Source organism: uncultured Ruegeria sp., from assembly GCF_947504215.1.
Classification (GTDB): Bacteria; Pseudomonadota; Alphaproteobacteria; order Rhodobacterales; family Rhodobacteraceae; genus Ruegeria.
In genome coordinates this window covers 16329-31505 of the sequence record NZ_CANNGO010000009.1, presented here as the reverse complement: position 1 = coordinate 31505, position 15177 = coordinate 16329, and the positions used below count along the sequence as shown (strand labels likewise).

The following is a 15177-nucleotide window of genomic DNA, read 5'->3' as shown; positions in this document are numbered from 1 at the left end:
ACGTTGAAACCGTAGTTGCATTTGGGTTCAAGGAAACCGTCAAGCATTTGACGCGATCCCGAACGCTGGACAGCCGAGTTTACGGCACAAAAGCTCATGGTGCGATAATCGGGCTGGCGTTCAGCGCGGAATCTTTGGTTTCCACGCCAACAAATGTCGTCCCGTGCTTGAACCAGCTTTCAGGTGCTGCGGCGCCCCAAAGCGTCTGGCGCTGCGGGTCTTTCAGATCCCACTTAATCGGCTCCAGGTCCGGGTCGACCGTTTGATAATCCGAACAATAGATTTCGATCCGGTGGCCATCGGGATCCAGAACATAAAGGAAGAACGCGTTGGAAATGCCGTGACGGCCAGGGCCGCGTTCGATGTTGTCCACATAGCCGGTGGTCGACATTAGATCGAGCAGGTCGATGATGTTAAGCGGCGTCGGCACCCAAAACGCTACGTGGTGCATCCGTGGACCGGTGCCGTTTGTGAAGGCCATGTCGTGCACACCGCCCTTGCGGTGCAGCCAAGCTGCCCAAAGCTTCTTGCTTTCTTCGTCCTCGGTGTATTCGGTGACGCGAAATCCAAAGTCCGAGTAAAACTCCACCGATGCATCAACGTCGTGGCTGAAGCAGTTGAAATGGTCGATGCGCAGCGGTTTGACACCGCGATAGAGCGCGTATTTCTGGTGAATTGGCTCCAACCGATCCATCTGGTGGTAGAACTCCAGCGGAATACCCATGTTGTCCGAGGTCAAAAGCGTGCGCCCCTGATATGCGCGCTGGACCCATTCCGTCGGGCGGTCCTTGCTATCGAAATAGGCCTTTGCCCGGTCCAGATCGTCTTCGTCAAAAGTCTTAAAGCCCATAACCTCGACGGTACCGGGTTGATCGGATTGCTGCAGGATCACGCAATGATGCCCGCGTTCCTCCATCGCGCGTAGGTAGATGCAACGGTCATCTTCATCCGTGACCTGAAGACCAAGGATCTCGGTATAGAACTTCTTTGACGCCGTAAGGTCTTTGACGTTCAGGCACACATGGCTCAGGCGGATCGTATTGAAATCAGGATATAGATTTGGGGCAGGAACGGGCATCGGTGCCTCCTATCGAATTGGGAAGATGGTGTTGGGCTGGCCAGTGCCGACTGACGGGAATTGATCAGACAAGATCGCGCCAGTCTTTTGCGGCTTGGACGGGCGAGCAATCTCAAACGGCTCATCAACAAATGTCTGTTGGTTGCCCATCACAGCGCCCCCAGTTTGGTGATCTTGTGGTGCCCCGTGGCAAAGCCGATGTGTTTCTGCTCCATGTAAAACTCAAAGGACCAATCGCCCCCGTCACGACCAATACCGCTGGCTTTGACGCCACCAAAGGGTGTCGGCAAGTGTCGGACATTTTCCGAGTTCACCCAGATCATCCCGGCCTCTAATTTGTCCGTGAAGCGCAGCGCGCGGGTCAGGTCATTGGTCCAAACATAGCCGGTCAGACCGTAAGGAATGTCATTGGCAATCTGCAGCGCCTCTTCCTCGGTCGAGAACGGGATCGACGTGAGAACTGGCCCAAAGATCTCTTCTTGCGCGATCCGCATCTGATTGTTGGCGTCGGTAAACAGTGTAGGGCGGACAAAGTATCCTTCTTCCCCGACAGTCACGCCCCCGGCGGCAACGGTCGCGCCATCTTCGCGGGCAATGTCGAAATAGTTGGTAACCTTGTCAAAGTGTTCTTGGGTAACCAGCGGGCCAATCTCGGTTTTTGGGTCCAAAGGGTGACCTACTTTTATGTTGTTCACACGTTCGATCAGCTTGGTTTCGAACTCTGCGCGGATCGTATCCTGCACCAAAAGACGCGATGACGACGTGCACCGCTCGCCGTTAATCGAATAGATCATAAAGATCACCGCATCGAGCGCGCGGTCCAAATCGGCATCCTCGAACACGATGACAGGGTTTTTGCCGCCCAGTTCCAAGTGGTTGCGTTTGAGTGTATCTGCACCCTGCTTGGTGATTAGTGATCCTGTACGGCTTTCACCCACAAAGGCGATGGCCTTGATCAGGGGGTGTTCGCAAAGCGCCTTACCGGCGCCTTCGCCAAATCCGTTTACGGTGTTGAGCACCCCAGGGGGCAGCCCCGCGTCTTCGGCGATTTCCACCAGCAGGCGCGCAGTCAACGGCGAAGCTTCGGCGGGTTTAAGGACCACTGTGCATCCGGCAGCGAGCGCTGGTGCGATTTTCCATGTGGACAGCATGAAAGGTGTGTTCCACGGGGTAATGACCCCCACGGGGCCTATCGGAACCCGGGTCGTGATGTTCATCAAAGTCGGTGATTTCAGGTGTTGCCCGTCTCGCGCTTGCACGACCTGATCGGCGAAATACCGAAAGTTCTCCGCCCCGCGCAATGCGGCTTTGGACATGAACATCAGCGCTTGTCCTGTGTCCCAGCACTCGCACAACGCGATTTCCTCGGCCTGCGCTTCGATGCCTTCGGCAATTCGGATCAGAATTTCCTTACGTTCACGCGCCGCCATATCACGCCACGCTGCAAAGGCTGCGTTGGCAGCCTTGGCCGCTGCGTCGATGTCGTCGCCAGTCCCATGGGCTACATCACAGATCACGCTTTTGTCTACGGGCGAGATGGTTTGGAACACCCCTGCTTCACCCGCGACATCCGCACCGGCGATCCGATTTTGGATGCCGGTCTTTTGGAACCGCTCAAGATAGCCATTCAACTTGGTAACGTTTTGTTCTAGCTCGCTCATGCGGTGTTCTCCAGATGATCTCTGACGTTGCCGAATTTAGGGGAGAGATCGGCGTCGATGTCCCGGATTTCGGCAGACAACGCGATGGAATGGGTCCGCATTGCAGGGGCTACAAATTCCTTGAGCGTTGCGAAAATACGGGTAACGGCATCCTTCTTCACGTCATCGGAACGGCCAGCGCGCAGACGGATGGACAGGTCGATGAACCCATGCTTTGGATCCCCGTCAGCCATTGCTACATGGTCAACACGAGTTGCGCGAACGCGAATGCCAGGTGTTGGAAAGGTCTCGATTTCAGCCGCAGCGCTACGGATAACCTCGCACAATGCGCCCATGTCCACGACCTGTTCAAGGTTTGCAGAATAGTCGATGTGGAAGTGCGGCATATCATTTCCTTAACATGTTAATTATTGTTAAGTTAAATAATATGATGCTTGGTTGTCAAGACTAAGTTTACGGTGCATTTGGCATTCCAGACAACTCCCGAGGTTTCTATGACATCCACACTCCCGCCGACCAAACGATCCCTTCCGATCGCACTGATCCGCGCGCGCGAAGGTGTGATGGCCCCGATCCGAGAGATGCTGGCCGAAACGGGGATCACGGAACAACAATGGCGTGTCCTACGGGTTCTTACAGAATACGGCCGGTTGGACGCGAAAACGCTCGCCGACCGGTCCAGCCTGCTGTTTCCCAGCCTGACACGGATCGCAGCAACTCTGCGTGACAAAGGCCTGATCACACAAACCCGAGACGATGCGGACCGCCGCCGGCAATTCATCGAAATCACGCCCGAAGGTCAGAAGATAATCGACGACCGGGCGACCCAAGCCGCACAAATTGTGGACGGGTTCAAATCTGCTTTGGGGGCTGAAAACTATGAAACTCTGTTGGATTTGCTGACCCTTCTTGACCCCGGTCCTGCAGACTAATCGGCGATGATGCCCTCATCACGCCAGGCATCAAAAATCTCCAACGCCTTTCCGGCGAATTCCGGATCGTTGATGTGGCAATCGAGCCTGTGGGAAAAGACATTCGAAGGAAGGGTCGCCTGAAGCTCATCCAGGAACTGCGCCAACCCCTCTTTGTCATGGAGGTCTGCGCCCTCACGGTCCCATTCGCCGAGGCCGCGCTCGGGCAAAATCATTGCGACGGGTGCCTTTGCTGCTACCAATTGCCTTGAATGGGCGCGCGCCACCGCTTTCCGTTCATCCACATTCAACACAATCGAGGTCAGCAGCCGATTGTGTTCGTGTTTTAAATGATCGGACCATTTCTGCGGCAAGGGCTGCCAGCCCACAACATCCACCAGATCATAGCAGCCCGGTGCCACGATCTGAGGCGTTCCGCTGGCCCCCGCATTGGTCAGCCGGTCTGCGCCAGCTGAAATGTTGGACCCGTTCACGTGATTGCCCAGCTCTTGCGTGCAGAAATCGAACACACAGGCGAACGCCCCTTGCCGTGCGAGGCTTTCAAAGGCCCGCCCACCCATACCGGTGGCATGAAACACTGCGACCTCATACCCACGCGCTTCCAACGCTGGTTTCAACGGGATCACATATTTCAGCGCCGAAGTGCCCAGCGACATCATCCCGATCAGGGGCTTGTCGGGGTCCGGCTTCTGAACAGCACGCGCGGCGCCCAAAACCGCACCAGCGGCCTGCGACAGGGACGCTTTGCAAACCGAATTCAACCCATAGAGGCCACCCGCCCACAGGATCATCTGGATGTCCGCCGCCAGACGGTCTGCCGGAATTAACGGGGAAAACGACACGGTCGATACGATGTATTTAGGGACACCCAAAGGCAGCGCCGAACAAACGTCCAGTGCAAGATCGGTGCCCATCGTACCGCCCAGCACAATCACGCCATCGAATACGCCTTCGGAGTAAAGCCGCGATGTCAGAAGGCTGGCCCCTTCCGCCATGATTTGCATCGCGTGATTTTCGTCACCGCTGTCAATGGCGGCCTGGATCGAACTGCCACCTTCCTCGGCCACATCGTGTTTGGAATGGTCCGTAGGCTGTGATGGGTCGCCCAGAACGGAAACGTCCATAGTGACAACCGTACCGCCCTGTTCACGGATCACATCTGCAAGGAAGCCCAGCTCATCGTCTTTCGTATCGTAGGTTCCTACAATCAGAATGGTTTTGTCGGTCATACGAGGCCCCTTACAACTTGATCCAAGCCGTCTTCAGATTGATGTATTTCTCTATGGCATGCAGTGATTTGTCGTGCCCATTGCCGGATTGACCCACGCCACCCAGCGGTACAGTTCCGTCCGCGCCGCCATAGGTGTTCACATGCATGACGCCGGTGCGGACATCGCGGACCATGCGGTGGGCCCGGCCAAGGTTCGATGTCCAGACACCACCCGCCAGGCCGTAGACAGTTGAATTGGCGATCGCGACCGCCTCATCGTCATCTTCGAATGGCGTCACACCCAGAACCGGGCCGAATACTTCTTTCTGCGCGAGGGACGCGTCTGGCCGGACACCGGTAACGACGGTGGGCGCCATGTAATAGCCATTGGTTTCGGCCAAGACTCGTTGACCCCCGGTGACAATCTGACCGCCTTCGGCCACCGCCGTGTCGACAAATCCAAGATTGGCGTTCAGCTGCGTTTCCGAGTTGACCGCACCAATATGAGTCTCCAGTTGCAAGGGATCGCCGACGCGCATGGCCTCCGCTGCTTTTGCGACTTCAGCGACAAAGTCATCATGGATTGACGCCTCAACCAATAGGCGCGACGCAGCAACGCACACCTGACCCGAATTACGAAAAATACCGGCTGCTGCGACCTTCGCTGCTTCTGCAAGATCGGGTGCGTCTGCGAAAACGATATTGGGGGACTTACCGCCCAGCTCCAAGTAGACGCGTTTCATGTTCGAGCGCGCGGAATACTCCATCAACCGCCGCCCCGTCCCACCCGAACCAGTGAACACCAGCACGTCGACATCCATCGACAAGCCCATAGCCTCGCCCACGATCTTTCCTTCACCGGTCACCGCGTTCAGCACTCCTGGCGGCAACCCTGCTTCGAGCGCCAGATCGCACATGCACATTAACGAGAGAGAGGCCGTTTCGGCAGGTTTCAGAACCACCGAATTGCCCATCGCCAGAGCGGGGCCCAGCTTCCAGGCTCCGATCATCATCGGGAAATTCCATGGGATAATTGCGCCAACGACCCCCACGGGTTCTTTATGGATCAAGCCCAGAATATCACCCGCCGTGGGTGCGATTTCGCCATAGATCTTATCCAGCGCCTCGGCGTAGTAGCGGATTGTCCCAGCAGCCGATCCCGGCTCAGCCTTGAACGCCATGCCAATCTCGGTTCCGTTGTCGCGCACCCCAAGTACGGCCAGTTCCAGCGCATGTGCTTCGATCAGGTCGGCCCACTTCATCAGAACCTTCTTGCGGGCTGCAGGTGGCTGCCCTGCCCAACGGCGATCCTCAAAGGCTGCGCGCGCCGATGTTATCGCGGCTTCCATATCCGCCACTGTTCCTCGGGCCATAGTTGTCAGCACTTGCCCATTTATCGGCGACACAACATCCATCGTCGCGCCGTCAGATGCAGGCAAATGCCGTCCGTCGATCAAATGCGAAAAACTTGGGACTAGCTCAGCGCGAAGCGTGTCGATCTTATTCTGGTCCATCAGGACTACCTCAATTGGCTGTCATGCATGTCGTGATCTTCCTCGGGCTGGTGCGCGCGCCATTCCTTGATCAACGTGCGGACATGCAGCGCCAGCACCAGTAGGATCATAACAAAGAGGATGAAGGAGATCGGACGGTCGATCATGTCAAACGGCGTCTTGAGGCGGGGCAGCGCGGACCGCAGCTTGACCTCCATGATACCACCAAGAACCATTCCCAAGATGATCGGCACAATCGGCAGGTTCAGACGTTTGAGGATCAGGCCCAGCACCCCAAAACCTGCCGCAATCATACAATCGGTCAGTGAATTTCGCAGCGAATAGACCCCCACGAAAGACAAGAGCAGGATCAGCACACCCAGGAACCGTGTCGGGATCCGGATGATCTTGGTCAGCAGGTTCGTCGAAAACAGAAGAAAAACCATCACAATGACGTTCAGCGCGATCAGCGCAAAATAGAGCCCATAAACCAGATCAATATTGTTCTGGAACAGCTGCGGGCCGGGGATGACGTTGTGCACATAAAACACTGACAGCATCATCGCAGTCAGCGCTTCTCCCGGGATGCCTAGGGCCAGTAGTGGTATCATCGCAGCAGCGGGCACCGCATTGTTGGCCGCTTCGGACGCAATCAGCCCCTCGGGCGAGCCTTTACCAAAGTCATCTGGCGTTTTGGAGGTTTTCTGTGCGTAGGTGTAACTCATGAATTGGGCGGTGAACTCTCCGGTGCCGGGTATCATCCCAAGAATGACACCAAAGCCCGAAGCGACGGTCGCGACCCGTTTGTGTTTCATCAGCTCTTTGATGCCTGCGGTCATCTTGCCGCTCACCGGCTTGGCGTCCGGGCTGTTATCCGGCGCCGTCAACAAAAAGAACGCCTGGCTGAGGGCGAAAAGGCCAAGTACGACAACGATCAAGTTGACGCCCGAGCTGAGGAACGAAAACCCAAACGTGTATCTTTGGGTGTAGGTCACGGCGTCAAGACCAACGGTTTGCAGAAAGATGCCGAACATCGCCAGCATTCCGGCCGCAAATATCTGCCCGCGATGGGCCAGGATCACGAGGATAATGCCCAGTAAAGCCGCCAAAAAAATCTCTCGTGAGCCAAACATAGGCGCGATAATAGCCAACACAGGCGAGAGGAGGATCAGGCACCCGATCCCGAAAATCCCTCCCCAGAAAGAAGCGCTATAGGCCAGTGAAACAGCGCGATGCGCTTCGCCTCTTTTGGTCATGGGATAGCCGTCGTACGAGGTCAACGCATTCACTGCGGTGCCGGGCGTGTTGATCAATACAGCAGGGATTGCCCCCCCATACATTGACGATCCGTAAATTCCCAAAAGCATCGTCAGGCCGACAATCGGGTCCAGCGAGAATGTAGCAGGCAGCAGGATGGCAATCGCTACTGCCGGGCCCACGCCCGGTATCGCGCCAATGATCACGCCGCCGATTGAGCCCACGAACAAGGCCAGCATCACGTCCCAACGGGCGAGCATTTCCAGTCCTGCAAATAGGTTTTCCATCATTTGGTCCGATCAGAAATAGGTCAGCATGAACTGGCGCAATCCGCCCGGCAACGCCTCGTAGATGAGGCCGCCGGGCAGGTTCACTTTCAGCAGCGTCTTGAACAACAGAACAATCACGACGGCTGCGGCGGCCGCAGCGATCAAGGTCGAGGCACGCCGATAGCCAACGCGCCGGGTCAGCGCGATCGCAAACACGACGGTTGTCAGTAAATACCCTCCATAAGGAACGACGGCCGCGTAGGCGATGAACCAACCCGCATATTCAAGCGAGGTGATCCACAGCCAAACCTCTCTCCACCGGCCAGGGATACGTTCGGACAAAGCCGACCCTAAAAGATGGAAGGCTGCAAAAAACACCATGCAGGCCAATGAGACTGCAGGCCAGAACCGTGGTTGGGCGAACAGTTTACCACCATTCTTCCAGACGGTTTGATCGGCCAGTTGCAAAAGCAGAAAGACGGAAACGATCAGAGCGATCCACGCAAAAACGATATCACCGGGTCGGCGGTAGCGTTTGAAGAGGGATTGCAGTGTTTTGACATGCGACATGACCGACCCCAATGTGATCGTAAAACAATATGGCCGGACGGTTTAGCTGCCCGGCCACTTCGTCTGGTTTATTCAGAGAGCATCGTGTCAATGTTACCCAGTGTTTGGATATCCTTGTTGATCTGATCAACGACATCTGCAGCAGGCTGCCAATAAACTGCGGCACCGGTTTCAGCTGCCAAGGCTTGTGCACGATCCGACATCACAGTCTCTTTTGCCACCGCAATGATCTTATCCTGAACATCCTGAGGGGTGTCTTTGTGCACGAACAGACCGTTCCAGAGAGAGACATCAAGACCCGGTGCCAATTCCGCTACGGTCGGCGTGTCGGGTGTCAGAGAAATCCGATCAGACCCGATCGAGGCCAGAACTTTCACGTCACTCAGGCAGGGTAGGATCAGCTGCAAAGTGGTGTTGATCACGTCCACATCACCCGACGCCAAAGTGTTGCAGTCCAAAGCATCAAATGCTGCATCAGAGGCGTAGGAAAAACCCATCTCCTTGGCCAGCCCCATAGTCACCTGCGTCGGAACAAGCGGCGCTCCGAAATGTCCGAGAACCACATCGTTTTCCTGCGCATGTGCCGCTAGACCCGCCATATCGTCATAGGGGGCGTTGCCACCGGCGGCGATAACAAACGGATAGGTCAGGAAGTTGCCAAGTGGCACGAAGGGATCAGGGTTCAGTTCCGGAATTCCGATCTGGGGACCAACAGTCGGGATCGCGATAATGAAGGATCCAACCGTATAGCCATCAGCCGGTGCATTCGCGACTTCAATGGCACCAGGGAACGGACCACCGCCACCACCGGGCTTGTTCACGACCGCTGTCGGAACTCCGTAAGCTTCGGAGAAATCCTCGGCGATCATGCGCGTCAAGACGTCTTCAAGATCACCCGGAGGCCAGGGCACGACAAACTCAACAGGTTTTTCCGGATACTCCGCCTGCGCCACGCCTGCGACAGCCGTCAAAGCCAGCGCCATGGCGGTGATTGATGTGGTGAATTTAGGCATTTTTCTTCTCCCCGCTATCGGTTCATATATTAAACCGTTGTTTCGAAAAAAAGGTTGCCATGTTAATAAATACCTGTCAAACTTTTTTTAAGATGACAGGAATTGACTGCTAATGTCCTCAGCAACCAAAACACTCGAGCTTCTGAACCATTTTACAACTGACCGACCCGAGATCGGGTTGTCGCAGCTGTGCAGGCTTGCAGGGCGGGATAAAGCGACGACCTACCGGCATCTTCAGGCCCTTGAAATGGCTGGATTTGTTGAGCAAAATCCACTTTCAAAACAATACCGCCTCGGTCCGGTCGTGTTGCATTTAGCGCATGTGCGCGAGGCTACAGTGCCTCGCAAAGCCAGCGCTCGGGCCGCTCTTGTGGCCCTTTCTGATGCAACGGGTGAGACAGCCCATGTGACGGTTCTGTCCGGCAAAACGCTCTATGCGCTGGACGACTGCGAATCCCCTCGCCACGGTATTCGCGCGGTCGTCGACATCAACGTTTTCCCGCTTCATGCGACGGCATCCGGCATTTGCGCTTTGGCGTTTGGACCAGATGAGCTTTTTGATTTTGCGGTCACTAAGTTGGAAAAATTCACCGAGACCACACCGAACACCAAGGACGAGCTATCCGAGTTGATCAGCTCTGCGCGCGAGACGGGTCTTGGCCGCGGGAACCAAAGTTTCGAGGTCGAGATCCTTGGATTGGCCGCCCCCGTCTTTGATCACACCGGGTTGCTGGCCGGGGCTGTTTCCGTCGCCAGCGTAGCGTCTCGGTTCACGCCCGAGTTGGAACAGGTCACTAAATCTGAACTTATCGTCGCCGCACGCGAGATCAGCCGCAATTGGGGCGGTACGCTGCCCAGCCATATCGAGGCCGCTTGGGCCAACTCCTTGAAACAACCGCACTCAATGGAAACCACGTCATGAAAGATTCAAATTTCCTGAAAGAGAACAACGGTCGCCTGATGTGGCATCCCATGACATCTCCGAAGGACAGCATCGACAACCCGCCAAAGATTATCACTGGTTCGGATGGCGTTAGCATCACCGACATTGATGGCCACCGGGTTGTGGATGGCGTTGGTGGATTGTGGAACGTCAATCTGGGGTATTCATGTCGGCCCGTGAAGGACGCGATCACAACGCAGCTTGACCGGTTGCCTTACTATTCGACCTTTCGCGGCACCTCCAACGACGTCGCAATCGAGCTGTCCTATGAGTTGGGCGAGTTTTTCAAACCCGATGGTCTCAGCCGGGCGTTTTTCACGTCAGGCGGGTCAGATTCCGTTGAAACTTCCCTGCGTCTGGCGCGCCAATACCACAAATTGCGTGGCGAACCGGGGCGGGTAAAATTCCTGAGCCTCAAAAAGGGCTATCACGGCACCCATGTTGGCGGGGCATCGGTGAACGGCAACGCCAATTTCCGTAATGCCTATGAGCCGCTTTTGCCGGGCTGCTACCACATCCCGGCCCCCTATACTTACCGCAATCCGTTTAACGAGACGGACCCTGAGCGACTGGCCCAGCTTTGCGCCGCCGCCCTTGAGGACGAGATCGCCTTTCAAGGCGCCAACACCATCGCCGCAATGATTATGGAGCCGATTCTGGGCGCAGGTGGGGTCATTCCTCCACACAAGTCCTTCGCCCCGATGGTTCGCGAGATTTGCAACAGGAACGGTATCCTGCTGATCACTGATGAAGTGATCACGGCCTATGGTCGCACCGGCGCGTGGTCCGGCGCTCGGCTCTGGGGTATTCAACCTGACATGATGTGCACGGCCAAGGCCATCACCAACGGGTATTTTCCGTTCGGAGCGGTGATGCTGGGCGATAAGTTAATCGAGCTATTCGAAGACAATCCCGATGCCAAAATCGGTCATGGCTACACTTATTCGGGGCACCCTGTGGGCGCGGCCGCAGCGCTCGCCTGTCTGGCCGAAACCAAACGACTGAACGTGATCGAAAACGCGGCTGACCGAGGCACACAACTCTATCAGGGGTGCCTGAAGCTTATGGAAAAACATGATATTATCGGTGATGTGCGCGGCGGATACGGGTTGATGACCGCCATGGAAATGGTATCAGACCGGGGCTCCAAAAAACCCATCGATGCAGCTACCGCGTCGACAGTGCAAGAGACCGCCTACCAAAACGGCGCGATGGTCCGCGTGTCGGGACCTAACCTAATTCTCTCCCCGCCGCTCGTGCTGACGGAAACTGACGCCAGTGCCATTCTGAATGCGCTCGATGCTGGCTTTAGGGCTACCTGACGGCGAACCGGAAACTCTCAGCCTGCCACAACACCCTGTCGCTGGACTCCAAGCCCTGCGATGCCCAGCTCGACCTTGTCGCCGGGTTTCAAATAGGTCTGCGGGTTTTGACCCATGCCAACACCGGGCGGCGTCCCGGTCGAGATTACGTCGCCCGGCTGCAAGGACATGAACTGGGACAAATGCGAAATCACATTAGCCACCCCGAAATGCATCGTCCGCGTAGAACCATCCTGATAACGGTGGCCGTTCACCTCAAGATACATTGGCAAGTCTTGCGGGTCCTTGACCTCATCCCGTGTGACCAGCCATGGCCCGATCGGGCCGAACGTGTCCGCCGACTTGCCCTTGACCCACTGGCCCGAGCGATGCAGCTGAAAGTCACGTTCAGACAGGTCATTAATCACGCAATACCCCGCGACATGATCCATAGCATCAGCCTCGGAGACATATTTTGCCTCTGTCCCGATGACAACGCCCAGCTCAACCTCCCAATCGGTTTTGACCGATCCGCGCGGGATTTCAATTGTGTCATCGGGACCCATGATCGACGAGGTCGCCTTGAAGAAGATCACCGGCTCGGCCGGCAGATCCATACCCGCCTCAGCGGCGTGATCGGCGTAATTCAAACCAATGCAGACGAACTTGCCCACGTGGCCAACGCAGGCGCCGATGCGGGGCTGTCCATCGACCTTAGGCAAGCCGTTGGGATCAAGCTCGCGCAGCGTCTGCAGCCCTTCGTCGCTTAGAACACCACCCGAAAGGTCATCGATCACGCCCGACAGATCCCGAATTGCACCGTCATCGTCCAACAGGCCGGGCTTTTCCGCACCTGATGCGCCATAGCGTAGAAGTTTCATATCGTGATCCTTTTCAACTCAGATCGTCCAGCCGCCATCGATGGCAAAGGGCTGTCCGGATGTATATTTGCTTGCATCGCTTCCAAGATACAGCGCAAGTTCCGCAATTTCGTCTGCGGTTCCAATGCGTCCCATGGGTTGCCGGGCAATGAAATCGGTCATGGCTTGTTCATAGTCGCCCGTCGCCCGCAAACGGTCATGCAGACTGGGGCTATCGACCGTTCCGGGGCAGATCGCGTTGCACCTGATGCCTTGGGTGACGAAATCAGCAGCAACTGATTTGGTTAGGCCAATAACAGCCGCTTTGGACGCGCAGTAAGCGAATCGATTTGGCACACCTTTCAAGGACGATGCCACCGAAGACATGTTGATGATCGACCCACCGCCCTGTTCAAGCATCCCTGGCAGGGTTAGCCGGATCAGCCGGTACATGGCTTTGACGTTCAGATCAAAACTGAAATCCCAGTCCTTTTCCTCACAGTCCAGAATTGACCCTCCGGCAACGTAGCCCGCGCAATTGAACAGGATATCCAGATTGGGCAGGCTTTCGACAGAAGTCCCTACGGCCGCTGCATCGGTGACATCCAATTTCAGCGCGGTGACACCGTCGATTGCGTCCAGTTCGGCCAGAGACGCATCGTTGATATCGCTGGCGATCACCCGCGCACCTTCAGCGGCAAAAAGCGCGGCGGTTGCCCGACCAATGCCTTGCCCAGCCGCCGTGATCAAAGCGGTCTTGCCGGGCAAGCGATTTGAGGGGGTAAACTGTGTCATACCTGTTCTGCCCTTCACACTTTCTCCAAAAACAATCGATCGGGATATCCCGATAACAGTCAGGCCGCAGAAAGCGGCGGATCGACAGCCTGCGCAACAATCTCGCCCGTGCCGGGATGGACCGGGTGACCTTTGACCACAACCGGGCAGCCTACGGCCAGCGCCGAGGCGGTATCCATGCCCGCAGTTGAGAAAGCCAACGGGAAATTTGATGCGCCAAACACCGCGATCGGACCCAGCGGGCGTTGGATCATGCACAGATCAGGGCGCGGCAAGGGCGCTCGATCCAGCAACGCCTGGTCGTGGCGCATGCCCAGATAGTCACCCTGTTCGATGTGATCGGCAAGAAAGCGCAACTGGCCTACAGTGCGACCAAGCTCGCCCTGCAGACGCGCTTCGGGCAAGCCGGTTTCCTGCGTACCGATCTCGGTGATCGCGTCGCCCCGGGCGTCAATCTCATCGGCTATTAACGGGAGCAAACCCGCTCGTTCCGCCCGCGCGGACCATCCGAACGTCACACAAACGTCTTCGGCTGCGTCAACTGCTTTGTCTACTAGTGCCGGTGTGCGAAAAGCAAAATCATAGCTGGGGCCGTGGGCAGGTTCCGACGCAAAGGTCGCGTCTGAACCGATCCAATCGCCAGAAATCAGGTGTTTCCCGGTCAACATTAGAAGATCTCTCTCAAATCAAGCCACGATGGGCCAGGTTTCGCATCAGATGGGACGCCCCAAACCGCCATTCGGGGCATTCCGTGGACAGGCGCACGGTATTGGTCAGCGCGCCCAATTGATCATTGGCAATCGTGACGACATCACCCAGCTTATGGGTGAACCCGCCGCCGGGCGTATCCCTGTCTTGTGTCGGTGCAAAGAGCGTACCCAGAAACAGCATCAACCCGTCGGGATACTGGTGATGACGGCCGATTGTTTGCTGCACCAAATCTGTTGGGTCGCGACTGATCTGGGACATTGATGATCGCCCATTCAGGACAAACCCATCCTGTCCAGTGACAGTCAAAGTCAGTTCAGCTTTGCGCACGTCGTCCAATGTGAAGCTGTCATCGAACAGGCGGATCATTGGCCCGATCGCACACGAGGCGTTGTTATCCTTGGCCTTACTCAACAACAGAGCTGATCGCCCTTCGACATCGCGCAGGTTCACGTCGTTGCCCAAGGTTGCGCCTTTGATCACGCCCTGCGAACTGACCGCCAGAACCACTTCGGGCTCGGGGTTGTTCCAGGTTGAGATAGGGTGCAGACCAACTTCGGCGCCATAACCCACAGAAGACAGCACCTGTGCTTTAGAAAACACTTCGGCATCCGGGCCGATGCCAACTTCCAGATATTGGCTCCACAGCCCCTCCTCGATCAACGCCTGCTTCACATCGGTGGCCGCGTCCGAACCGGGGATAATGTCATTCAAGCTGTCGCCAACCTGCTTACCAATGCGTTCGCGAATGGCCGCTGCCTTGGCAGGATCACCTGCGGCCTGTTCTTCAATCACGCGCTCGACCATCGAACCGGCGAAGGTGACTCCGCAGGCTTTGACCGGTTGCAAATCACATGGCGCTAGCCAGTGATGCCCTGCCTCAACTGCACCTAGGGCTTCACCCGGCGCGCTGCGGACGTAATCCGCCGCATCATCGCGCTCGAGAACGTCGCGCGTCGTCGGCGCGGTTTTTGAGGTGATGTCCAGCACCTGACCATCGCGGAAGGTCACAACACACGGGCCAATCCCCGAGCGTTCAATACGCCCGAGCCACAGCCCGGCAGGATCGAGGTTCAAAGTCATCCGT

At 56.6% G+C, this 15177-nt stretch carries 14 protein-coding genes and 1 pseudogene; 3 read left to right on the top strand and 12 right to left on the bottom strand.

What is annotated here, in order from left to right; all coding sequences use genetic code 11:
• Nucleotides 1-94: 94 nt before the first annotated feature.
• The 3 genes from hpaD to Q1B21_RS15645 form a co-directional block, all read right to left on the bottom strand.
• Nucleotides 95-1078, bottom strand: coding sequence for a 3,4-dihydroxyphenylacetate 2,3-dioxygenase (hpaD, locus tag Q1B21_RS15655; RefSeq protein WP_299890750.1), 984 nt, complete (start codon nucleotides 1076-1078; stop codon nucleotides 95-97).
• Between the two features lie 149 nt (nucleotides 1079-1227).
• Complete coding sequence (gene hpaE, locus Q1B21_RS15650; RefSeq protein WP_299890748.1) at nucleotides 1228-2739, bottom strand: 5-carboxymethyl-2-hydroxymuconate semialdehyde dehydrogenase; 1512 nt, start codon at nucleotides 2737-2739, stop codon at nucleotides 1228-1230.
• A complete protein-coding gene (locus Q1B21_RS15645; RefSeq protein WP_298936195.1) occupies nucleotides 2736-3125 on the bottom strand; it encodes a 5-carboxymethyl-2-hydroxymuconate isomerase in 390 nt (129 codons plus the stop codon). Before Q1B21_RS15645 ends, hpaE begins: the two co-directional genes overlap by 4 nt.
• Before the next feature lie 108 nt (nucleotides 3126-3233).
• Between Q1B21_RS15645 and hpaR the strand changes: the two genes are divergently transcribed.
• Nucleotides 3234-3671 carry a homoprotocatechuate degradation operon regulator HpaR gene (gene hpaR, locus Q1B21_RS15640; protein WP_299890745.1) on the top strand — a complete coding sequence of 146 codons (438 nt, stop codon included), beginning with the start codon at nucleotides 3234-3236 and terminating at the stop codon, nucleotides 3669-3671.
• Here the strand turns inward: hpaR and Q1B21_RS15635 are convergent.
• The 5 genes from Q1B21_RS15635 to Q1B21_RS15615 form a co-directional block, all read right to left on the bottom strand.
• Nucleotides 3668-4900 carry a Tm-1-like ATP-binding domain-containing protein gene (locus Q1B21_RS15635; RefSeq protein WP_298936192.1) on the bottom strand — a complete coding sequence of 411 codons (1233 nt, stop codon included), beginning with the start codon at nucleotides 4898-4900 and terminating at the stop codon, nucleotides 3668-3670. The two genes, hpaR and Q1B21_RS15635, sit on opposite strands and share 4 nt — an antisense overlap.
• A 10-nt stretch (nucleotides 4901-4910) precedes the next feature.
• Nucleotides 4911-6395 carry an aldehyde dehydrogenase family protein gene (locus Q1B21_RS15630; RefSeq protein WP_299890743.1) on the bottom strand — a complete coding sequence of 495 codons (1485 nt, stop codon included), beginning with the start codon at nucleotides 6393-6395 and terminating at the stop codon, nucleotides 4911-4913.
• Between the two features lie 5 nt (nucleotides 6396-6400).
• Nucleotides 6401-7918, bottom strand: a complete 1518-nt coding sequence (locus tag Q1B21_RS15625) for a tripartite tricarboxylate transporter permease (RefSeq protein ID WP_299890741.1) — start codon at nucleotides 7916-7918, stop codon at nucleotides 6401-6403.
• 12 nt (nucleotides 7919-7930) lie between these two features.
• Complete coding sequence (locus tag Q1B21_RS15620; protein WP_299890739.1) at nucleotides 7931-8470, bottom strand: tripartite tricarboxylate transporter TctB family protein; 540 nt, start codon at nucleotides 8468-8470, stop codon at nucleotides 7931-7933.
• 68 nt (nucleotides 8471-8538) lie between these two features.
• A complete protein-coding gene (locus tag Q1B21_RS15615; RefSeq protein ID WP_299081754.1) occupies nucleotides 8539-9483 on the bottom strand; it encodes a tripartite tricarboxylate transporter substrate-binding protein in 945 nt (314 codons plus the stop codon).
• Between the two features lie 112 nt (nucleotides 9484-9595).
• Here Q1B21_RS15615 and Q1B21_RS15610 point away from each other — a divergent pair, with 112 nt between their 5' ends.
• Nucleotides 9596-10405, top strand: a complete 810-nt coding sequence (locus Q1B21_RS15610; protein WP_299890736.1) for an IclR family transcriptional regulator — start codon at nucleotides 9596-9598, stop codon at nucleotides 10403-10405.
• Entirely contained in the window at nucleotides 10402-11748 is a 1347-nt protein-coding gene (locus tag Q1B21_RS15605) for an aminotransferase class III-fold pyridoxal phosphate-dependent enzyme (RefSeq protein WP_299890734.1), read from the top strand. Before Q1B21_RS15610 ends, Q1B21_RS15605 begins: the two co-directional genes overlap by 4 nt.
• A 17-nt stretch (nucleotides 11749-11765) precedes the next feature.
• Here Q1B21_RS15605 and Q1B21_RS15600 read toward each other — a convergent pair whose 3' ends face one another.
• The 4 genes and pseudogenes from Q1B21_RS15600 to Q1B21_RS15585 form a co-directional block, all read right to left on the bottom strand.
• Nucleotides 11766-12608: a fumarylacetoacetate hydrolase family protein gene (locus Q1B21_RS15600; protein ID WP_299890732.1), complete on the bottom strand. Its 843-nt coding sequence runs from the start codon at nucleotides 12606-12608 to the stop codon at nucleotides 11766-11768.
• An 18-nt stretch (nucleotides 12609-12626) separates the two neighbouring features.
• Nucleotides 12627-13382 (bottom strand): SDR family oxidoreductase, encoded by a 756-nt coding sequence (locus Q1B21_RS15595; RefSeq protein ID WP_299890730.1) that lies wholly within the window; start codon nucleotides 13380-13382, stop codon nucleotides 12627-12629.
• Between the two features lie 83 nt (nucleotides 13383-13465).
• Nucleotides 13466-14050: pseudogene (locus Q1B21_RS15590) on the bottom strand (aldehyde dehydrogenase family protein); the annotation flags it as partial.
• Nucleotides 14051-14063: 13 nt separating this feature from the next.
• A complete protein-coding gene (locus tag Q1B21_RS15585) occupies nucleotides 14064-15173 on the bottom strand; it encodes a fumarylacetoacetate hydrolase family protein (protein ID WP_299890728.1) in 1110 nt (369 codons plus the stop codon).
• Between the last annotated feature and the right edge of the window lie 4 nt (nucleotides 15174-15177).